This window comes from Scatolibacter rhodanostii (genome assembly GCF_900197595.1).
GTDB classification, from domain to species: domain Bacteria; phylum Bacillota; class Clostridia; order Oscillospirales; family Acutalibacteraceae; genus Scatolibacter; species Scatolibacter rhodanostii.
Genome location: NZ_FZLO01000002.1, coordinates 160,836 through 182,530 on the forward strand (window position 1 = coordinate 160,836; position 21,695 = coordinate 182,530).

The 21,695-nt window shown below is 41.8% G+C and carries 19 protein-coding genes; 14 read left to right on the top strand and 5 right to left on the bottom strand.

The window, feature by feature from the left end; translation table 11 throughout:
- The first annotated feature begins 96 nt into the window (after positions 1-96).
- The 8 genes from CS931_RS05355 to CS931_RS12640 all read left to right on the top strand — a co-directional run bounded on the left by CS931_RS05355 (position 97) and on the right by CS931_RS12640 (position 7,329).
- Entirely contained in the window at positions 97-975 is an 879-nt protein-coding gene (locus CS931_RS05355) for an AraC family transcriptional regulator (RefSeq protein ID WP_099204748.1), read from the top strand.
- A gap of 7 nt (positions 976-982) precedes the next feature.
- Positions 983-1,786, top strand: a complete 804-nt coding sequence (locus CS931_RS05360; RefSeq protein WP_099204749.1) for an N-formylglutamate amidohydrolase — start codon at positions 983-985, stop codon at positions 1,784-1,786.
- Complete coding sequence (locus CS931_RS05365; RefSeq protein ID WP_099204750.1) at positions 1,776-2,348, top strand: folate family ECF transporter S component; 573 nt, start codon at positions 1,776-1,778, stop codon at positions 2,346-2,348. The genes CS931_RS05360 and CS931_RS05365 overlap by 11 nt, the downstream gene beginning before the upstream one ends.
- Before the next feature lie 536 nt (positions 2,349-2,884).
- The gene (locus CS931_RS05370) at positions 2,885-3,304 is read left to right on the top strand and encodes an RNA polymerase sigma factor (protein WP_099204751.1); all 420 of its coding nucleotides are present in this window, start codon (positions 2,885-2,887) and stop codon (positions 3,302-3,304) included.
- 561 nt (positions 3,305-3,865) lie between these two features.
- Positions 3,866-4,129, top strand: a complete 264-nt coding sequence (locus CS931_RS05375) for a DUF6870 family protein (protein WP_099204752.1) — start codon at positions 3,866-3,868, stop codon at positions 4,127-4,129.
- Between the two features lie 85 nt (positions 4,130-4,214).
- A complete protein-coding gene (locus CS931_RS05380) occupies positions 4,215-5,912 on the top strand; it encodes a recombinase family protein (RefSeq protein ID WP_099204753.1) in 1,698 nt (565 codons plus the stop codon).
- Between the two features lie 58 nt (positions 5,913-5,970).
- The gene (locus CS931_RS05385) at positions 5,971-6,393 is read left to right on the top strand and encodes a BclA C-terminal domain-containing protein (protein ID WP_159459764.1); all 423 of its coding nucleotides are present in this window, start codon (positions 5,971-5,973) and stop codon (positions 6,391-6,393) included.
- 15 nt (positions 6,394-6,408) lie between these two features.
- The gene (locus CS931_RS12640; protein WP_159459745.1) at positions 6,409-7,329 is read left to right on the top strand and encodes a BclA C-terminal domain-containing protein; all 921 of its coding nucleotides are present in this window, start codon (positions 6,409-6,411) and stop codon (positions 7,327-7,329) included.
- Positions 7,330-7,529: 200 nt separating this feature from the next.
- Here the strand turns inward: CS931_RS12640 and CS931_RS05400 are convergent, their stop codons facing one another.
- The 3 genes from CS931_RS05400 to CS931_RS05410 all read right to left on the bottom strand — a co-directional run bounded on the left by CS931_RS05400 (position 7,530) and on the right by CS931_RS05410 (position 10,659).
- Positions 7,530-8,225, bottom strand: coding sequence for an alpha/beta hydrolase (locus tag CS931_RS05400; protein WP_099204756.1), 696 nt, complete (start codon positions 8,223-8,225; stop codon positions 7,530-7,532).
- Positions 8,226-8,612: 387 nt separating this feature from the next.
- Entirely contained in the window at positions 8,613-9,683 is a 1,071-nt protein-coding gene (locus CS931_RS05405) for an NADH:flavin oxidoreductase (protein ID WP_099204757.1), read from the bottom strand.
- Between the two features lie 103 nt (positions 9,684-9,786).
- On the bottom strand, positions 9,787-10,659 hold the full coding sequence (locus CS931_RS05410; RefSeq protein ID WP_099204758.1) for an AraC family transcriptional regulator: 873 nt from the start codon (positions 10,657-10,659) through the stop codon (positions 9,787-9,789).
- A gap of 104 nt (positions 10,660-10,763) precedes the next feature.
- Here CS931_RS05410 and CS931_RS05415 point away from each other — a divergent pair, with 104 nt between their 5' ends.
- Together CS931_RS05415 and CS931_RS12790 are read left to right on the top strand one after the other, a co-directional pair.
- Positions 10,764-12,935, top strand: coding sequence for an alpha-L-rhamnosidase (locus CS931_RS05415; RefSeq protein ID WP_099204759.1), 2,172 nt, complete (start codon positions 10,764-10,766; stop codon positions 12,933-12,935).
- A 140-nt stretch (positions 12,936-13,075) separates the two neighbouring features.
- Positions 13,076-13,228 carry a hypothetical protein gene (locus CS931_RS12790; protein WP_200814949.1) on the top strand — a complete coding sequence of 51 codons (153 nt, stop codon included), beginning with the start codon at positions 13,076-13,078 and terminating at the stop codon, positions 13,226-13,228.
- 98 nt (positions 13,229-13,326) lie between these two features.
- Here CS931_RS12790 and CS931_RS05420 read toward each other — a convergent pair whose 3' ends face one another.
- Positions 13,327-15,558, bottom strand: a complete 2,232-nt coding sequence (locus CS931_RS05420; RefSeq protein WP_143826233.1) for a collagen-like protein — start codon at positions 15,556-15,558, stop codon at positions 13,327-13,329.
- A 291-nt stretch (positions 15,559-15,849) separates the two neighbouring features.
- Positions 15,850-16,908, bottom strand: a complete 1,059-nt coding sequence (locus CS931_RS05425) for an FAD:protein FMN transferase (protein ID WP_099204760.1) — start codon at positions 16,906-16,908, stop codon at positions 15,850-15,852.
- A gap of 348 nt (positions 16,909-17,256) precedes the next feature.
- Here CS931_RS05425 and CS931_RS05430 point away from each other — a divergent pair, with 348 nt between their 5' ends.
- The 4 genes from CS931_RS05430 to thiI all read left to right on the top strand — a co-directional run bounded on the left by CS931_RS05430 (position 17,257) and on the right by thiI (position 21,639).
- Complete coding sequence (locus CS931_RS05430) at positions 17,257-17,937, top strand: response regulator transcription factor (RefSeq protein ID WP_099204761.1); 681 nt, start codon at positions 17,257-17,259, stop codon at positions 17,935-17,937.
- On the top strand, positions 17,934-19,430 hold the full coding sequence (locus CS931_RS05435; RefSeq protein ID WP_099204762.1) for a sensor histidine kinase: 1,497 nt from the start codon (positions 17,934-17,936) through the stop codon (positions 19,428-19,430). Before CS931_RS05430 ends, CS931_RS05435 begins: the two co-directional genes overlap by 4 nt.
- Positions 19,431-19,523: 93 nt before the next feature.
- Positions 19,524-20,363: an Mrp/NBP35 family ATP-binding protein gene (locus CS931_RS05440; RefSeq protein ID WP_099204763.1), complete on the top strand. Its 840-nt coding sequence runs from the start codon at positions 19,524-19,526 to the stop codon at positions 20,361-20,363.
- A gap of 106 nt (positions 20,364-20,469) precedes the next feature.
- Positions 20,470-21,639, top strand: a complete 1,170-nt coding sequence (gene thiI, locus CS931_RS05445) for a tRNA uracil 4-sulfurtransferase ThiI (RefSeq protein ID WP_099204764.1) — start codon at positions 20,470-20,472, stop codon at positions 21,637-21,639.
- The last annotated feature ends 56 nt before the right edge of the window (positions 21,640-21,695 follow it).

A 21,695-nucleotide genomic window follows, 5' to 3' on the forward strand; every position in this document is an offset into this window, starting at 1 on the left:
CGATTGTGTTTACATATGAGGACATGAAAAGAGAAAAGAAATACAAAATATTATGTTATAGTATATATAACAAATTTCACAAATGGGTGTTGATATATGGAGTGGTTAAAACGATTTTCACAAGCAATTGATTATATTGAGCAAAATCTTGACAGCGAAATTAGCTATGATGAAGCTGCTAAGATTGCTTGTTGTTCAACAAATTATTTTCAACGAATGTTTTCTTATGTTGTAGGACTACCTCTTTCGGAGTATATCCGACAGAGGCGTATGACCCAAGCGGCTTTTGATTTGCAAAATGGACAAGAAAAGATACAGGATATTGGTACAAAATATGGTTATGTATCTCCTGCATCATTTCATCGTGCTTTTCAGGCGGTTCACGGTGTATCTCCATCAGCAGCGCGATTACCCGGCACCGAACTTAATTCTTACCCACAACTACACTTTTCGGTATCAATTAGTGGTACGAATGGGCTTCGTTATCGAATGGAGAAACGGGAAGCAATGCGGTTTGTGGGTGTTACGCTGCCTTTACCAAACAATATATCTCAATACGAGAAGCATTACGGTAAGTTTTGGAAAGAGTCAGCCGCTAATGGTACACTACGCAAGGTAATTGAATTTGGTGGTGATATAGATTCAACCGTCTGCGGACTAATAAGTGACATTGACCCTCAAAATCCAGTATATTACCTTGCAGTTCAAACGGATAAGCCTAAACCACGCAATATGTCAGAGATTGTGATACCAGCCACAAGGTGGGCTGTGTTCACATACTTTGGAAGGCAACTGCTGACATATGAGGAAGCGAATAAACGCTTTTTTACTGAGTGGCTACCATTTACAGATTATGAAGTAGCTCAAACTGCCGAGATGAAGGTATATCCTGCTCGCGAGGTATTCACACAGCCTTTTGAATATTGTTCAAAGTGTGAATTTTGGATAGCTGTTAAGAACGAACAGGAGGAATAATGATTATATGGATTTATTCAATCTTCACAATGCGGACAACCATAAATGTCCTGTAATAGTGAGTATACCGCATAGCGGCACATTTGTACCAAATGATATACGTTCAGGCATGTTACAGTCAGTCGTTTTATCTAATGTTGATTGGTTCTTAAAAGAACTGTATGACTTTTTACCTGATATGGGTATCACGGTTATATCCTCTAATATCAGCCGATATGTTATTGACCTTAATCGCGATAAAACAGAGGACATAAATGGTGAGGACTTCTGGACAAAGCTGGTACACACTCATAATACATTTGGGAATCCCCTGTACTCTAGGCCCTTGCGCCCTGACGAAATTCAAGGACGCCTGAAACAGTATTATGACCCATATCATACTGCATTGGAAAAGCTAATTAAAGAAAAGTTACGTTTTTATAATAAGGTATTACTTTTAGACCTGCATAGCTTTTGTGTGGATTTTATTGAGGGAGCCAACGAGGACATCAGTTTATCCAATTACAATAATCAATCATCAACAACACAATCCATCGAAGCCTTGCGTGACATACTGGCGGAGCAAGGATATAAGGTAGGAGTTAACGTCATTCGTGGTCGATATATCCTGAAAAACTATAAGAAAATTTTTAGAGATAATATCGACTGTATTCAAATGGAGTTACGCTATTCGCAATACATTGACAATTGTTACTATGGAGAAGAAGAATTGAACAGCTGGAACACAGACCTTTTTATAGGTGCAAAGGCCAAACTACAGACTGCATTTACTAAGCTGTTCAATGAAATGGAGGGAAAAAATGAATTTTAACAAAACACAGAAAATAGCTTATGTAGCCTTGCTTATTGCATTACAAGTAGTATTGGGACGCTTTGCTGGTATTATGACACCCATTGTGTCAATCAGCTTTTCTTTTGTACCATTGGTGATAAATGCAATCGTATTTGGACCAGTTTGTGCAACTGCTAGTTCAGCTATTGCTGATATTATCGGAGCACTTTTATTTCCGCAAGGCTTAGGAATCTATTTTCCCGGTTATACCGTGTCTGCCGCTCTTAATGGACTAATATATGGCCTCATACTTTACCGCAAACCCAAACAATTGTGGCGTATAAGTTTAGCTTGTATTATCCAAGGCTTATCTATTAGCTTAGGGTTAAGTACATATTGGGTATACATGATGACAGGGAAAGGCTATCTAGCAGTATTACCGACGCGTATCTTACAAAATGCAATTATGGTTCCAGTAAAAATATTTGTAATCTGGATTCTTGTTTACCGCCTTACATCGTATCTACAAAAATTTTCTTTACTTGGAATTGATAATTGCAAAAGCAAAAAGCATGTAGAGCCTTTGGATAAAAATTTGTAATATTTTCAATATAATAAAACATGAAATTACTCCCCATGCCGCCATGCCAGCGGAAAAGAAAAAAACCGTTGTTCGGCGGGGGATTCGTTATGCCCTAATAACTGTATTATCAAAGAATAGCGGTTTTGAGAAAATCAAAGCCGCTATTCTGCGTATTTATGAATCTTGTAGCAGGCACTGTGTTATAGCTTAGCGGCTTTAGGATAGGAGGTTCTTATGTATCCGAAGCCGCTGATAAATGTTCGGGAGGAACCGTTACCTTATCGTGACGGTTTGGCGTAGCTGATGTTTTAAGGCTATATAATTTCAGAAAATTATATCAAAAAATGGGCGGCTACTGCGCCTATTTTTTATTCGACACCTTTCGTGCATATTTGCGCAAAGGTGTTTTTTTGTACCCTTTTTTCACTAATAACGTATGGGACACGCTCTATCACTTCGGGCCAACTTGGCCCGAAGTTCCGTACCGCTGTCGTTCTCCTCCTATTCCATTTTGATTCGCCAGCCCCTAAAAAATCGAAATGGAGGAATGTCTTATGGCTAAAATTAATCTGCGGGATTTTTACCCGTTTTATCATTCAGACTTTTTTGTAGATATACCCAATGAAATAAAGGACACATTGCTGGAAGCAGAACGGTTGGAGAAGAATTACATTCGCCGCCGCTTTTATAACAAAGCCCACTATTCACTGGACGCTGACGATGGAATTGAAAAGGATATTCTTTTTGTCTCCCTTTCTCCTAGTGAGATTTACGAACGCAAAATCACAGCCGAACAGTTACATTCTGCAATCGCTTCCTTGCCGGACAAGCAGGGAAAACGGATTTACGCTCATTACATACTCGGCATGAGTAAATCTGATATTGCGCAAGCAGAGGGTGTAAATGAAAAAGCCATCAGAGTTGCTATTGAGAAAGGGTTAAAAAGCATGGAGAAATTTTTGAAAAAGTCTTGATTTCTAGTTCCGAATTTGTCCTCTAAATCACATGACTAATAGAAGGAGTTTTTCTCCATCTATTGTTCTTTGACAACTGAATACCGATAACCCGGATACGTTCAATCAAAAGGGAGCCAAGCCATAGGGTACGCCAAGACCGCCCGTTGAAAGGGGGAAAGACCAAGCGGAGCGTGAGCGATTCCTACCTACTATGACAAGGCAGATGTGGCAATCTGCCCGGCGATAATCTTTTGATTGATACAATGATACTTACGGTTTGAACGCTTCACAGCATTGACCGTCGCGCCATCAGCATGGGGCGGGGTGAAATTCCCATGAGGGTGGTGCCGCCGCCCGTCCGGGTTATTGTCTTTTATATAAAGGGAGTACCGTACCGTTTCTTTCTGTCTAACGATAAGCCAACTTACAGCGGTGCGGTATTCTCCACTGTGATAATAAATCGAAGTGTGAGGAAAGATTAACAGCCATCACTTTTGATGATAAAGTGGTGGCTGTTTGTGTTTCCTCATAGGACAATCCGAGCAATTCATATACATGGAAAGGAGGGGGCGATTGTGATTGAAGAAACGTATTCCAATTTCAGAGTTGGCAAGCGTAGACATAGAATCGGTAAACAAAGAGGATTTAGTTGATGTTAGCGGCTTCATCTTTGATACAACTGTACCGCAGGAACAACGTGCGGCAAAAATCATAACAGCAGTAAAAAATCCCTATTGTTTTCGTGTGGGCGATATGGGCGTAAAATTGGAGTTTTCCGAGGATGCCCCTGCCCTGCAAGATGTGTTTGCCGACTTTCTGAAACGCAAGAAAAGTGGCCTGTAAAGCCAGTTTACAGGCTGTGACAACATTGTGTGCCTTATGCCAAAATGGTATAATATAGGTGTAAGGTGACAGAAAGGAGGCCGCTATGGCGCGGAAAAGCCGAGCTAATATTTCACAAACATCTATGGTGAGAAAATCCAGAAAAACATGGTGCGTTGGACTTTACATTAGATTGTCCAAAGAGGATGAACACCCACTAAAACATGACGATTCCGAAAGTGTTAAAAACCAAGAAAAAATCCTAAGAGCGCATTTTGCCGCTATGGACGATGGCGACACATATGAGATTATCAAGGTATTTATTGACGATGGCATATCTGGCACAACAGACGAGGAACGAGAAGATTTTCAAGATATGCTGACTTATATTGAAGCAGGAAAGATAAATTGTGTCGCTGTGAAAGACTTGGCACGTTCTTTCCGTAACTATGGCGATCAGGGCTATTATTTAGATGATTACTTTCCCCGCCATGATATACGTTTCATATCGTTGTATCATCAAACGCTGGACAGCTATAAAGACCCCCGCAATATGCGGAGTATTGCCGTACCAATACAAGGCGTAATGAATGAAAATCATTGTGCCGAAACTTCCGATAAAGTCCGGGCGGTATTTGACATGAAGCGGAGCAACGGGGAGCATATCGGCTCATTTGCCCCCTTTGGGTATTTGAAGCACCCAGAGGATAAAAATGCTTTAGTCATTGACGAAGTTGCCGCCATTGTTGTCCGGGATATTTACACCATGTTTTTAGACGGTATGAGCAAAAATGCGATTGTACAAAATTTGAACGAACATGGTGTCTTATGTCCGGCGGCATATAAGCGGGAGGTTCTAAAGCAGAAATACACCAATCCAAGTCTTGACCCGGCTAAAAAAACCCTATGGACAGCAACCTCGATTACTACCATATTAAAAAACCGTATGTATTGCGGTGATATGGTACAGGGCCGCTACCGCAAGAAAAGCTATAAAATCCATGTGCAGGAAAGAACGCCCGAAGAAGAATGGTATATCGTGGAGAATACCCATGAGCCAATCATAGAACGTGCTATTTTTGAAAAAGTGCAGACATTACTACTGAAAGATACTCGAACCGGCCCACAGCAGAAAAAGCTATATTTATTCTCCGGTTTCTTGCGCTGTGCGGATTGCGGCAAAGCAATGGCACGAAGTCAAGTTAAGGGTACAGTATACTACTTCTGCCGTACCTACAAAGACCAGTCTAAAACGGCTTGCACGAAGCACTCCATCAAGCACAACCGATTAGAAGCGGCTGTATTATATGCGGTTCAGCAACAGGTTTACTTAGCGGTTCATTATTCCAATACGATTGCTTATATCAATAAAGCCCCTTTACTCAAAAGCCAGTCTGTCAAATTGCAGAACGCTTTAGAGCAAAAAGAAAAAGAGCTTGCGAAAATTACCCGATATAAGCAAGCGGTTTGGCAGGATTGGAAAGACGGAGAAATCTCACATATGGATTACCGCCATATGCGGGAAGATTATGACAATCAGATGCAGGAGCTTACACAGGTTATCGAAACCCTTAGAGCAGAAAAGGATGAGCTTGAAAATGGCATTGATGCCGAAAGTCCTTTCTTAGCAGTTTTCAAGCAATTTCAGAACATTGAGAAGCTGACAAGGGATGTTCTAACCGAACTTGTGGAACAAATCAAAGTACATGAGAACGGCAACATCAGCGTAAAGTTTAAGTTTGCAGATGAACTACGCCGGGTCATTAAATATATAGAAATTAACACCCAATCCAAAGCGGTTTAGATAGACCGCATTTTTACAGGCAGTTTGTTTTCCTAATAATAGTGCCCCGGTCGGTCCTATCGGCCCTACTGGTACAAATACGACCGCAACATCCTCATTTGCTTATGCCTCAGGAAGTGCCCTGTCGGCTTCAGCAGCTGGAACCCCTGTCCCTTTGCCAAGCGGACAAATTTTGCCCAGTGGAATTACGGTTAACGGAGCCAATAACACCTTTACTGTTGCTACACCGGGGCGCTACCGAATTGCTTATGCGGTTAATACTACCGTAGCACTTTTGCTCAGCACTCGACTTATGATTAATGGAGCAGCCTCTGTTGCTTCTACTGTTGCACCACTCCTAAGTCTTTCGAATTACTCTAATGAAATTATAACAGACTTAACCGCCGGAAGTACCGTACAGTTGCAAGCGGTTGGTGCATCCATTAGTTTAACGCTGACAACAGGCGCGGGTGCCACATTGATGATTACCCGGTTGAGCTAAGAAAGGGAGGATATTATGTCAAAGCCTGAATTCCCCTTAGTTCCTGAGTTGAATAGACCCAATGCCATTAATCAAATTATTTCTTCCATTGCATCTGAAGAACTAGCACTTAGCCATATCATCAATACTGAGGGTGAAAAAATTCAATATGCGGTCGGTACGCTGCCCGGTTTAGAAGAAAGTGCTAGCATCACAGATGTCCTCAATATAAACAATAGTGCAGGCAATATGCTCAACACGGTATTGGAAAATCAAATTATATTGACGGGTAAGCTCACTGAAGCATTACAATCTCCCGTGTTTTTTGGCCCAACCGGGCCCGAAGGCCCTACCGGTCCTACTGGCCCAGATTTAGGCCCTACCGGTCCCACTGGTCCTGCTGGTCCTACCGGTCCAACAGGCTCAGACGGACTGCCGGGACCTGTTGGTGCTATCTCCGGAGTAGGTCCAACGGGCCCCATTGGACCTACTGGACCCACTGGGGTTATAGGAATCAGTGGAGCAGCAGCTCCTACTCCGCCCCCTACTGAAACTGCCGCCTTTGCTGCTAATACTTCAGGAGGATTGATCTCAGTATTGGTATTGGGAACAGACATTGCCTTTCCCAATACACAACTTTTGTCATCCGATATCACACTGACAAGCGGAAATACTGTATTCACTCTTGCCACAACAGGTTTGTACCGAATCTCTTACCATGTTAATACCACAGCTGCTGTCGCACTGGGGACACGTCTAGTAATCAATGGGGCAAATATTCCTCAATCTACCATTCCCCCTGCTCTGTCATTATCTCAATTCTACAATGAAATTGAGTTGAGCCTAAATGCAGGTACTACCATACGTCTGCAAATGTATGCACCGTTATTGGCAGGTGTAGCAACCTTGTTAGGCAGTAGTCTGGGTGCTTCTATGATGATTATTCGCTTGGGTTAATCATTTTTAAAAAAGAAGCTAAGCACGTATGCGTACAACTATTGATTGATACAGACCAATAAAATAAATAAAAGCAGGGTATAGGAGAACTCTCTCTTACGCCCTGCTTTTATTTATAGCTTCCTACTCTTACTATTTTTTCTCGCAAGAATTCAAATTGATCTTAAGAACTATCCTTGTTCTTTTGAAGTTCTCTGCCTTCACAACAAACTCTTTTCAATCCATGATTTGACGATTGCCTCATCTCCATGATTCATAAAGGCGTGTTCACTGTTTTCGGCAACGGTAACTTTGCACCCAAATTGGCCTGCAAATTCATCAATGACTTCTCGGCTTTGCAGGTTATCTTTGGCACCATATAAAACATGGGTTGGAGCAGTCCATTGATAAATAGGATTTTCCTTTATGTATTGATAATAGAGCCACGACATCGTATCCACAGGGGTCTCAATCTCTCCTGCTACTTTAAGTTGTTCTTCTGTAATGCCAAACCATATGAACATTTGTTGAATGAGATACTCCATATTTACAATCGGCGATTGAAATAAACAGTTTTCAAAACGTCTGTTTTGATAGGTATAAAGACTAAAACAAGCCCCTAAGCTACATCCAAACAAGGACACCGTTTGCCATTTTTCAAATACATAGTTGCCTATTTTAGCTAAATCAGTAACCCCGTTCATAACATTGCATTTATAATTTCTGTCTGTTCTCTCACCGTGTTCGGGTAGGTCGAAACTGATTGTTTGATAACCTCTACTAGCAGCAATCTCGGCAAATGCTTCTGCACTCTCTTTATTCGACATCTTTCCATGTACAAAAATATAGACCTTATCAGATTTTTCACCCCAAATGATTGCCGGAATATATTCAAGGCATGTTTTCTCTTTTTTCATATTAATCTCCTACTTACAAATTAGTCATATTAGTTTTTAATTTAACTAATCATTCCGCTTCCATGCTGTTCTCTCCAACAAACAGTAACGGTTTTATTTAATCCTGTGAGATATTCTTCGGTAAATGCAATTTCAGAAAAACCGCACCATCATGGAGAAATAATCATACAGATTTTTTCAATCTTTTCACTTTGCAAAAACATTTCTCGCTGCATGCCGTTAATTTCTGCAAATACTTTCTCGTTCATCTGCGTAGTTCTCTTCCTATTCTTGCTATTCTCTAACCACCCTTAAAAACCTCCTTCAAAATTTTAAATCAGCCTACTTTACTCAGTTTCTTCATGAATGATTCCTGTAAAGCTATCTACACTCATGCTGTATGATTACTTACTTAAAGATACACCTTGTTTCTATGCCAAAGCATTTTGTACAAGAAATACAGGCAGCAGGTGCTGTGTCACCCTTTTCCCAACGATTAATAAGCGCAGGCTCACGGATAAGCGGTCTGCAAAGCGAAAAATATTCAATTTTAGTCTGGTTCAAAATATCAGTCAGTTTGTCTATATTTCTGTGTCCACCAACACATATGACGGGAATATCAATCTCTTCTGCCATTTCGGCAGCATATTGGCTAAAGTAAGATTCGGTGGCAGGTGTCACTCTCCTGATAACGCCCTCATTAGCTCTGGAAAGTCTGGTTCCCCCACTAATTTCAACAGCACTCAACCCTGCCTCTTGCAATCTTAGGCATATCCATTTGCATTCTTCAAACGTCAATCCTTGCTCCATAAAATCTTCACAATTAATTTTGACTAAAATGGGGTAATCCGCTCCTAGAGCTTCTCTGATATTTCGGCAAATTTCCACTACCACTCTTGCTCTATTTTCAGTATTACCACCGTATTCGTCCATTCTTCTATTGTAATAAGGCGTTAGAAATCGGCTGAGTAAATAGCCATGAGCTACATGAAGCTGCACACCGTCAAAGCCTGCCTCTTTAGCCCTTACAGCCCCTTTTGTAAATGCTTCTTTCATGACTTCAATATCTTCTTTTGTCATTTCGGTTGCTTCTGCCATGGAAGTATCTTCTGCAATCACGCTTGGCACCCAAAGTACCCCTTGATTTTTACTTTTGTTTTGAACGCCATTACAGACCAACTGCATAATGATATTACAATTATGTTCATGCACAGCATTGGTCATCTTGCGATATTCTTCAACAAAAGAATCATTATAAATTGCCATTTGGCCAGGTATGATTCTCTCTCTATCTGTTACATTGGCCAAACCCGTTATAATGGTTCCAACGCCGCCTTCTGCAAGCTCTACATAATGATGCATCAGCTTATCTGTTACATGTCCCCATTCATCCGCTCTCCCATCGTGAGTTGCGGAACGTACAAATCTATTTTTCGCTTTCAGTCCTGCAAACTCTGTCTGATCAAATACTGTTTTCATTTCACTTGCTCCTCTTGTCATTCATTATGGTACTTGTTTCTTTCAATCCCTCTTATAAAAATTCAAGGGCTATAAACACTAATCAATTTAAAAATTAATTACTTTACTTGTCGGCAGATATTTTTCTATACTGACTTGGCGTCATTTTTAACATTCTTTTAAATAGCTCACCAAAAAATTTATAATCGTGGTAACCGACTGTATGGGCTATCTCCACAGCTGGCATATCACTCCCCACCAATAGTTCGCAGCACTTTTCCATTCGCACTTTTTGCTGATAATTTCGAATCGTAACCCCGGTTTCTTGCTTAAACTTTCGACTGATATATTGAGGGGTAAAATGATACTGTCTTGAAAACTCATCTAATATTTTGGGACTTTGATAATTCTTTTTGATATACTCTATAACATCTGAGACCATTTTGCTGTTCGTAAAAAAAGAATGATAATCTAGCACATTTCTCATCATAATAATCAAAATTTCTTGCAGCTTACTTTTATATACTTCACGATATCCCACCTGTTTTTCCTGATATTCTTTCATCAGCCCATTTAACAGTTCTCCAATCCTTCCATCCTTATCATGAAAAATGCGATTAACGGGGGTTTTCCCCCAATAGAACTTATAATAGCGCAGAAAGCAAGCGTGCATTAGTGTCTCAAAAGAGCAACACCCTTTCAAGGTATCATCAATGATTTCCGGCAGAAACAGACAATTAATCAGCGTTAAATTTTTGCTGTCTGTATAGCGATGTACGCTCCCATAATCCACAATAAAATAATCTCCGGCAGCTACTGAATAACTCATGTCATTCAGTGTGTGCACACAAGAACCGCCTGTAATATAAGCCAGCTCAAAAAAATCATGCTTATGATCTTGCATATCTTCTTGGCTAAGCGGTATGATAACCAATTTATCAGCAGTGCTCATACCAAGCTCTGTATTTCTGAGTGTTAACGTAGCTTTTGGCTTCATAGGTTAAAACACCCCCTTATATTGGTTATAATCCGGTATTTTATTTCAGCATACTATCTGTTAATCTTAAAGTCAACTAATAAATAAAACTGGGAGGCTCTCTCATGCAGTGGAAAGCAAATTGGATTAAACCGATAGAAGACTTTGGCGATATTTGCCCCCTCTTTTCTAAAGAATTTATCTCTGACCGTCCTATAAAAGCAGCAAAACTATTTATTACGTCTTTGGGTGTCTATGAAGCCGTCTTGAATGGAAATCGAATTGGCAATTTTGTACTGGCACCCGGCTGGACCTCTTATGCAAAAAGATTGCAATATCAAGAATATGACGTAACTTCCTTGCTAAGCACCCATAACCAAATTTCAGTTACCGTCGGAAAAGGCTGGTATAGAAGCAGATTGGGCTGGGAAAGCTTTCCTGAGCAAAAAAAGCTGCAAGCGGCACCTGCTGCTTTTTTGGCACAGCTCGAAATCTTTTTTCAAGACGGAACTACCACGATGATTTGTTCCGATAACAGCTGGCTTTGCGGAAAAAGTAATGTTCTTTTTTCAGAAATCTATGACGGTGAGACCTATGATGCCTCTTATTTGCCCGTCGCCAACAGTCCCGTTGAAACTTTTGAAGGGCCATTTTCTACTTTAATAGAACAACAGGGCGAGGACATTTGTGAACAAGAACAGCTAAGGCCGGCAAGGCGATTCCAAACTCCCAAAGGAGAATGGGTGTTTGATTTTGGTCAGGAAGTCACTGGCTATGTAGAAATCAATCTAACGGCCAAAGCAGGCGATAAAGTTGTGTTATCACACGCAGAAGTTATGGATAAGGACGGCAATTTTTATACTGAAAACTATCGCAGTGCAAAAGCAAAATATTGCTATGTCTGCAAAGATGGCAAGCAAACTTATAAACCTAAACTTACCTTTTTTGGATTCCGTTATATCCGTGTTGACCAGTTCCCAAACGGTACTCAATCTGCTAATCTTGAGAATTTCAGTGCCATTGTGGTACACTCTGCCCTCAAACGTACCGGCCATCTAAGTTGCTCTAATCCCCTTTTAAACCAGCTCTTCGAAAATATCATCTGGGGACAAAAAGGCAACTTCTTAGATATTCCTACCGACTGTCCTCAAAGAGATGAACGCTTAGGCTGGACAGGTGATGCTCAAGTCTTTGTTAAAACAGCTGCGCTCAATTTTAATGTCGAGAAATTTTTCACCAAATGGTTGTCTGATATGTCTGCCGACCAAGAAGAAGACGGGCGAATCGGTCATGTAATCCCCGACATTATAAAAGACGGAGGCAGTGCTGCTTGGGGAGATGCTGCTGTTATTTGTCCTTGGGAGATTTATCTTGCCTATGGAAACACACAAATTTTATCCAATCAGTTTAATTGCATGAAAAAATGGATAGACTATATCACCTCCCATACGCAAGATAAGAATCTTTGGACAGGCGGCACTCATTTTGGAGATTGGTTGGGTTTAGATGCTCCTGTAGGAAGCTATAAGGGTTCTAGCCGAGAAGATTTTATCGCCTCTGCTTTTTATGCTTACTCCACTTCACTTGTGATAAAGGCTGGCAAAATATTAGGAGAAGATGTCAGCCAATATAAAGTATTATACAAAAATATTACTTCCGCTTTTCAAAATACTTATCCCGAATATATGACACAAACAGAATGTGTCCTGGCAGCACATTTCAAATTGGCACCTGATTGTCAATCTGCTGCCGACCAATTGGCCGACATGATTCGAGAAAGCGGAATCAAACTGCAAACTGGTTTTGTAGGAACACCTTATCTTTTGCATGTATTGAGTGACTATGGCCACACAGAACTGGCTTATTCTCTGCTACTTCGTGAGCAATATCCTTCATGGCTTTATCCCGTCACAAAAGGGGCCACGACCATTTGGGAACACTGGGATGGCATTATGGAAAATGGAGATTTTTGGAGTCCTGATATGAATTCTTATAACCACTATGCCTATGGAGCCGTAGCAGACTGGGTATATGGAACTGCTGCCGGAATTAAAACAGATGAAAATGCCCCAGGTTATGAAAAAGTCATTATTTGTCCTAATCCCGATCAACGCCTAACTTGGCTAAAAGCTTCTCTAGAAACCAAACATGGATTGATTCGCTCCGAATGGAAGAAAAAAGATGACGTTTGGCAGTATGAAATTGAAACCCCTACGAACACATCTGTTTCTATTGCCAATCAAACCTACGAAGTAAAAAAAGGAACTTACATTTTTTATAGTGCCTGTGATAAATAGGCCTATCGTTTTTCACTATATTTATCTTAAAATTTAAAATTTTTGCCATTATTATCGCACTATTTTACTTTAATGAATTGCCAATCGTTGCTTCTCATAATCCTTTTTTCTTCGGTTATGCTAACTGCGAGGTGATTAAAATGAGTTCTAAAAAAAGAGTCTTTCTTCTAAATCGAGAAGAAGATTACGAAAGACCAATTCCTGAAGACATTTACCCTGCCATTGACTCTGATTTAGCAAGAGATAATCTTGAAAATCATTTTCCTACGGCTGATTTAGAAGATTTAACATGACTCTTCCATAAAAATGAAAAGCGCATAAATCTTATAGATTTATGCGCTTTCTTGCACTTGCTTATAAAGTTTGAAAATTGCGATTGTCTCCAAAAACGTTATCTCATTGCACATAACCAAGGTGTTTTATGCAAACTTACATCGCTGACACTAATCGTCTGTCCAACAGAAAATCCAGAATTCAAATTTTGAGCTCTGAAGTTAATTGGCGGTGCGTCAATTACTGTATTCGTTCCGGCATCAATGGCGCCTAGTTCAGAAGCATTTACCTGATTGAAAACTGCTAAATAGTAAATATTTCTACCTACAACATTTGTTGCAGAAATGAGCGGCAAGGTAAATAATCCGCCTGAAATAGATGTCACCATATTGGTAATGCCAACAACAACCGCACTGGTGTTGGTTACCGCTTCCAAAATAGCCATTTGGAAACTACCCGTTCCTGCTCCTCTTTGTATCACATAAGCGGAAACGCTTGTAATTTCTCTGACATCTGCATCACCGCCAAAAGCAATTCCCCCGATTGCTTGGCTGTTACCTCCTCCTTCATTGGGTGTAATGAAAGTAGAAATATTCCCCATACTGGTTGTCATCATACAATTATCTGCACTAGCAGCCGGTCCGGCTGGCCCGGTAGGCCCTGTGGGGCCTTCCAATGAATCTAACCATTGCTGCTGCGTTCCCACAAATCCTTCTGAGAGAGCTACTTGATAGGCACTAGGACCCGGAACACCTTGAGCTCCGGTGGGACCTTGCAGTCCTGTTGGGCCAATGGCGCCTTGTGGACCTGTCGGACCTTCTAGAGAAGCCAACCACTGTTGCTGTGTTCCCACAAATCCTTCTGAGAGAGCCACTTGATAGGCACTAGGACCCGGAACACCCTGAGTACCTGTAGAGCCTTGGGGTCCTGTTGGACCAATGATACCTTGGGGTCCTGTCGGGCCTTCTAAAGAAGCCAACCATTGTTGCTGTGTTCCTACAAATCCTTCTGAAAGTGCAACTTGATAGGCACTAGCTCCCGGAACACCCTGCGCACCTGTAGGCCCTTGTACTCCAATTGAACCCGTTGCTCCTGTCGGTCCTGTTGGGCCTTGTGCTCCTGTCGGGCCTGGATCACCCTGTGCCCCCTGTATACCTTGTAAGCCTTGTGGGCCTGTTGCACCTTGCGCTCCAACTGTTCCTTGTATACCCTGTGCCCCTTGTGGACCTTGCGGCCCCGGCAATCCTTGAATCCCCTGTAAACCTGTCGCACCTCTCATTCCTTCAGTACCCTGCAAGCCAGTGCTGCCACGCAATCCAATTGTACCTGCTGGTCCCGCAGGACCTTGAGGCCCAGTTGGCCCTGGTTCTCCTTGCAGTCCTTGAATTCCTTGAATCCCTTGAGGACCTGTCGGGCCTGCCGGCCCTGGAATTCCCTGTTCACCCTGTGGGCCTACAGGACCTGTGGGGCCTTCTTCTCCCAGCGGTCCCTGAATTCCTTGCAGTCCCTGTAATCCGGCTGCGCCTGTTGGGCCTACATCACCTTGTAATCCTTGTGGGCCTTGCACACCTTGTGCTCCTTGCACACCCGCTACACCGGTTGGCCCTTGAATTCCCTGTGACCCTTGTGCTCCTGCCGGCCCCTGAATTCCTTGTGGACCCTGTGCTCCTGTTGGTCCTTGCATTCCTATAGAACCTGTTGCTCCTTGCGGACCTGTTGCACCCCTTGCTCCGGTTGAGCCTTGTGGACCTGTCGGACCTTGAATTCCCTGTAAACCTGTTGCACCTTGAGCACCTGTTGCGCCTCGTACGCCTTGTTGCCCCTGTAATCCTATAGGTCCTTGAATTCCTTGCAGACCTTGAGCACCTTGAGAGCCTTGGGCACCTTGCGAACCGGTTGCACCTCGTATGCCTTGCAGTCCTTGTGCTCCTGTCGGTCCTTGTAATCCTATAGGCCCTGTTGCACCTTGTGAGCCTGTTGCACCCCGTGCACCTTGCGCTCCTTGTGCCCCAATAGGCCCCTGTGTACCTTGAGCACCCGTGTTACCTTGTGCTCCTGTCGCACCCCGTAAACCTTGCAACCCTTGCGGTCCAGTCGCGCCTTGCAACCCTATAGGACCCGTTGCACCCTGGGGTCCCATTGGGCCTTGTGCACCCTGTGCTCCTGTTGCTCCACGTATACCTTGTGGGCCTGTAGGACCGGTTGGCCCTGTAATTCCTGTACCGGGAGGACAGGGTGTTGGGCACGGCGAAGGACATGGTGGAGGACATGGCGGAGGGCAAAAACAGTCAATTGAATTTAACTGTTCCTCTTGCATTTGCTCCTTCATCTTTGTCTGTAAAATTTTCATCTGCAGAAATCTCCTTTTGTCAATTGCTGCTTTTCATATGTTCATTAGCAAATATCTTGCTTTTTTATTCTATGCGGCCACATATAAAACGTTAATTCTTATATGACAAAAAGAATGTTATTTCTACTGCTTTCTCTTTTTAAAAATTTTATTATACAACAATATTTATTTTTTTAAAAACCTCTGCACAAGTTAACTTGCAGAGGTTTTTAAATTTGTACTATAAAAAGATTTCTTGGTTATTCCCATAATAGAAATTCCATCGTCTTAAAACTAAAAGATTATCTTCTATCAATCGTTTCCTATTAGCTGATATTCTTGATTAATGTGCTTAAATTGATTTTTTAATCCGCTTGTTATGTACACCTCTTTCGCCTCTGTGACAAATACTGCTTCTGCATTATAATCTTGAAGCAACGGTAGACTGCTCTCATATCCCAAGACAAAACACGCTTGTGCAAGAGCTTGGCTCAAAACTCCGCTTTCTGCTGTCACAGTTACCGAAACCAATCCGCTTTCAGCTGGATATCCTGTTTTAGGGTCTAATATAGAATGATAAACCTTACCGTCTTCTTCAAAGTAATTCTGATAATTTGCCGCCGTAGAAATAAACCCCGCCTGCATCGAAATTTTTCCTATTGTTTCTTCTCCCGATGGATTTTGAATCTCAATCTGCCACGGCAAGCCAAACCACTTTTCTCCAAACAAACCGATTGTGCTGCCCACCGTTATAACCGCACTTGAGGCTTTTTCTTCTTCATAAACTTTCACTGCCTCGTCGCAGGCAGCACCTTGTGCAATCAAACTTAAATCCAATGTAGTAGTCTTTGTCTTTAACGCTACCTGTGTCATTTTCTCATTAAAAAGAATATTGTTGTAATCGGTATAAGGCAGAATTTTCTGAATCAATTCATCTTGCGGAACCGTATTTTTTGCATCTCCAAAACCCCAAAGTCGACTCAGGGGAGCAATGGTCACATCAAAGGCACCTGCACTTTTTTCAGATACTTCTCGACAAGTTTTTAAAATAGAAATGACATCTTCATCAATCGATAAAAAATTGGTTCCGGCATTTAAATTTAATCGTTCTACCTCACTGCCGGCTATACGCCAAGAAATTTTATTTTCCAGCATCGCAACTTTATCCGCAGCTTCTTCGGCGGCTTCTTCTCTATTCTTGCCGTATATTGTTTGATTCACATAAGACTCCATTGAATAAGTAGTGACACTATAGCCAGGCGGTATAAACCACATAAAAACTGCTGTAATGATAAGAATAATGGCACCAACCCCAAGAAGAATCGTTAGTATTTTAAACTTGGAGGAAGAGGATGTGTTTGCTGTTTTCATATTTTCTCCCTTTGTTTTATTTTTCGGTGTAGCTATTAAACTACTAAAAACATCTTAAGTTTAGCACAAATAGAAGCATAAAAAAAGAATATTGGGTAGTCTTTGCGTTTTCTTTTCTACTTTAAAATTGAAAAACACTTTATTTTGCAGTAAAATAATAAACAAGGCTATCATTCTAGATAAATCTTTATTTTTAACTTTGCTAACCCTGCTTTCACACAATCTTCACATCATTTTTTTATACTATTCTATTATATTGCAGATTAACACACTTCTTAAAATATACTTTTATTCAGTAAAATCAGCACTATGGTATTTTACCATTTTCGAATAAACAGGAGGTCTATCATGTATCATATTTTGGTTGTCGATGATGAGGATAAAATTCGCTCACTAATTCGCAAATATGCTGAATTTGAGGGGCATACCGTAACAGAAGCTGCCAATGGTATGCAGGCTGTAGAGATTTGCCGTCAAAAGCCACACGGTTTTGATATTATTATTATGGATGTCATGATGCCTGAATTAGACGGCTTTTCTGCTGTAGAAGAAATCCGCAAAGTTTCCGTCACCCCCGTTTTAATGCTTTCTGCACGAGGCGAAGAATATGATAAAATTTATGGCTTTAAATTAGGCATTGATGATTATGTTGTAAAACCTTTTTCGCCTAAAGAGTTGATGATGCGAATTTCCGCTATTATGAATCGCATTCATCCTACAAAAGAAACGGCTCTGCATCAAACTGTCTCTTTTGAAGGTTTAGTTATCGATTTCGATGCCCGCATTGTCACGATAGACGGCCAGCGAGCCGAGCTCTCTCCGAAAGAATACGAGCTTTTGTTATATCTTGTCAACAACAAAAATATTGCGCTGACCCGTGAAAAGCTCATTACCAATGTTTGGGGCTATGATTTTTATGGCGATGATCGCACCTTAGACACTCACATCAAATTGCTTCGCAAAAGTCTTGGCGTTTATAGCAAATTCATTGTCACTTTGCGGGGTGTCGGTTACAGGTTTGAATCATGAAAACAAAAAAGAAAATCATCAAATTAACCGGAGATGACGGGCCTACAGCCGTGTTTTTATCCACTCAAGCCCGTCCTCACCGTTTCAAAATCCGCACCCAGCTTTTACTTGGATTTTTGGCTTTTACCATAATTATCGGCATTCTGCTTTGGGTATTTCAAATCCTTTTCTTAAATACCTTTTATAGCAATATCAAAAAAGCGGAGGTACGGTCAGCGGCTGAAAAAATTGCCGCCAACTTAGATAACGACAACCTAGATGACATTCTAAGAGAGCTGGTTCTTACGAAAGATATCAATCTTTTGGTTGCCAATAGTCGAGGAAAACGGTTGTATGGCTATAGCACCAGCGCCGACTTTCTAACCAATTATATTGAAAGCTACAATGCCTATGATTTGATGCATATTTTTAACTTGGCACGCTCTGACAACGGACAGGTCATGCAGACCTATGAGCGCACTTTAACAGGCGACGATCGAAACGGCATTATTTGGGCTTCCACTCCCAAAGATAGCGAGGGCAATGATTACCTGATTCTGCTTGAGGTGCAAATTACACCGGTAGATGCCACTGTAGATACCTTAAAAATCCAGCTTTTTTGTGTGACTATCGTCATGATTTTATTGGGCAGCACATTGGCTGTTTGGATTTCTTCTCGCTTAACCAAACCAATTGAATCGATTAATCAGGGCGCTAAACAAATGGCTGGCGGAGATTATGCTACTCACTTTACTGAAATTGGCAGCCGCGAAACCTGTGAACTAGCTGAAACACTGAACTACACAGCCGGTGAACTGTCTAAAGTAGAGGCACTTCGACATGAGCTTTTGGCCAATGTCTCACACGATTTACGCACACCACTGACGATGATTCAGGGATACAGCGAAGTGATGCGTGACTTGCCGGGTGAAAACACTCCCGAAAATGTGCAAATTATTATTGATGAGGCTGCTAGACTCAATGCCCTTGTGAACGACCTGCTAGATTTATCTCGATTAGAAGCAGGAGCAAACCCGTTGCACCTGACCACCTTCAATATTACACAAAGCGTTCGAGAAACTCTTAAGAGATATGAAAAGCTAAGTGATTTTATCTTTGTCTTTACCCCTGATGAAGATTTATTTGTCCATGCAGATGAACTCAAAATTTCTCAAGTTCTCTATAATTTAATTAACAACGCTATTCATTACAGCCGGAACGAGAAAATGATTACCATTCTACAAGAACATCTACCCGAAAATAAAGTGCGAATCTCTGTTGTTGACAAAGGAGAAGGCATTCCTGCTGATAAACTAAAAGATATTTGGGAACGCTATTTTAAGATTGACAAAGAGCATCGACAGTCACAAACCGGCACCGGTATTGGACTTTCCATTGTCAAAAACATTCTCTCTTTGCATGGAGGCGATTACGGTGTCAACAGCCTTGACGGAATTGGCAGCACCTTTTGGTTTGAACTTTCTCTTTCGAATATAGATGAACAAATTATTTGACATTATCCCTTAAAAGTCATATCATTAAAGAGTATAAATTCAGGTGAGTGAATCGCACCCACCTTTAAGTCTATAAAGTAAGGATGATTAAATATGGCAGATTGTAAACCGACAGATTGTTCCAGCTGCGGTGAAACTTGTTCTTCTCGCAAAAGCGAACCGCAAAGCTTAAAAATCCCTCCTCATTCGTTGAGCAAAATCAAAAAAGTAATCGGCGTGGTTAGTGGCAAAGGCGGCGTCGGAAAGTCACTAGTGACCTCTCTCATGGCCGTAGGTATGCAGCGTCGCGATTATCGCACTGCTATTTTAGATGCTGATATTACCGGTCCGTCCATCCCCAAAGCGTTTGGGCTGAAAGAAAAAGCACAAGCCACAGAAGATTCTTTGCTACCTGTCACCACCAAAACTGGCATTGACGTCATGAGCATCAATCTTTTATTAGATGAAGAAACCGCTCCCGTTGTATGGAGAGGGCCTGTTATTGCCGGCGTTCTTCAGCAATTTTGGAAAGACGTCATTTGGAAAGATGTCGACTTTATGTTTGTCGATATGCCTCCCGGAACTGGCGATGTTCCTTTAACTGTGTTCCAATCCTTCCCTGTTGACGGCATTATTATTGTGGCTTCTCCGCAAGAATTGGTTTCTATGGTGGTTGCCAAAGCCGTTGAAATGGCAAATATGATGAATATTCCGATTCTTGGCTTGGTCGAGAACATGAGCTATGCTCTTTGCCCTGACTGCGGCAAGCACATCAACATCTTCGGTGAAAGCCATGTAGACGAGATTGCCGCTAAATATAATTTGCCGATTCTCGCTAAAATGCCGATTGACCCTGTTGTTGCTTCTTCATGCGACCGCGGTGTGGTTGAATTGGTTGATAAAGACTGGCTTGACAAAGCAATTGATAAGGTCGAAGCTCTGCTGACTGAATAATCTATTTCATACAAAAGCAAAAGCGCCGCATTGCCTGCGACTAAATGCGGCAATACGGCGCTTATTCTGTACTATTTTCAAAATGATGTCTAGGAAGGATAAAAGAATGGAAGTAATTTTATTAAAACTCGGAGAAATTGTGCTGAAAGGTCTAAATCGACGCACTTTCGAGGATATGTTAGTGAAAACGGTGCGTAGACGTTTACGTCATGCGGGAGAATTTGACGTCAAAACATTGCAGTCCACCATCTATGTTGTGCCAAAAAACGAGGATTCTGACATGGATATGGCAGAAAATATTGTTTCTAAAATTTTTGGTATTGTTGGCTATGCCAGAGCTGGCGGCTGTGAAAAAGCAATAGAAGAGATTCAAAAACGTGCTGCCGAATACTTACGTGACGATTTGGAATCGGCCGCAACATTTAAAGTAGAGACCAAGCGCAGTGACAAGAAATTCCCCTTGCAGTCACCCGAGGTTTCTAATCTGGTAGGCGGCTACCTTTTGGAACAATACCCTCATTTGACGGTAGATGTGCGCAACCCTGATTTCATCGTGAACGTCGAAGTTCGTGAGGACCATGCCTATGTGCACACCACTCCAAAAAAAGGAGCAGGCGGTATACCCGTTGGCACTGGAGGACGTGGTGCTGTTCTCATTAGCGGCGGACTTGACAGCCCTGTTGCCGCATGGACTATGGCAAAACGTGGGGTTCAGCTTGTTCCCATTCATTTTTCAAGCCCACCTTACACCAGTGAGCTGGCTCATCGTAAGGTTGAAAATTTGCTGCGAAAAGTTTCAGGATATGCCGGCAGAATGCAGATGATTTCTGTTGAATTCACCAAACTGCAAGAAGCTATTCGTGACAATTGCCCCGGTGACCTAAACACGGTCATCTTGCGCCGTTATATGTTGCGTGCGGCTGAAAAGATTGCCGAGCTTGAAGGCTGCGGTGCACTCATCACAGGTGAAAGTTTGGGTCAGGTTGCCAGCCAAACCATGCAAGCCATCGCCTGTACAGACGCCGTGGTGTCTATGCCAGTGTTCAGACCGCTGATTGGCTCGGATAAATCAGAAATCGTCAAGACTGCCTATCAAATCGATACGTATGATATCTCCATCGAACCCTATGAAGATTGCTGTACAATTTTCACCCCCAAACACCCCCGTACCAAACCAAAACTACATCACATTGAATTTGCAGAGAAGAACTTTGACGGCGAATCCCTTATGATGGAAGCAATTGAAAACCGCAAATTCATTGACATTTCACCGTGATTTTGAGATATGCTAAAGGCAGCCAAAAAGCCCCTACTGAGTAGGGGCTTACTTAT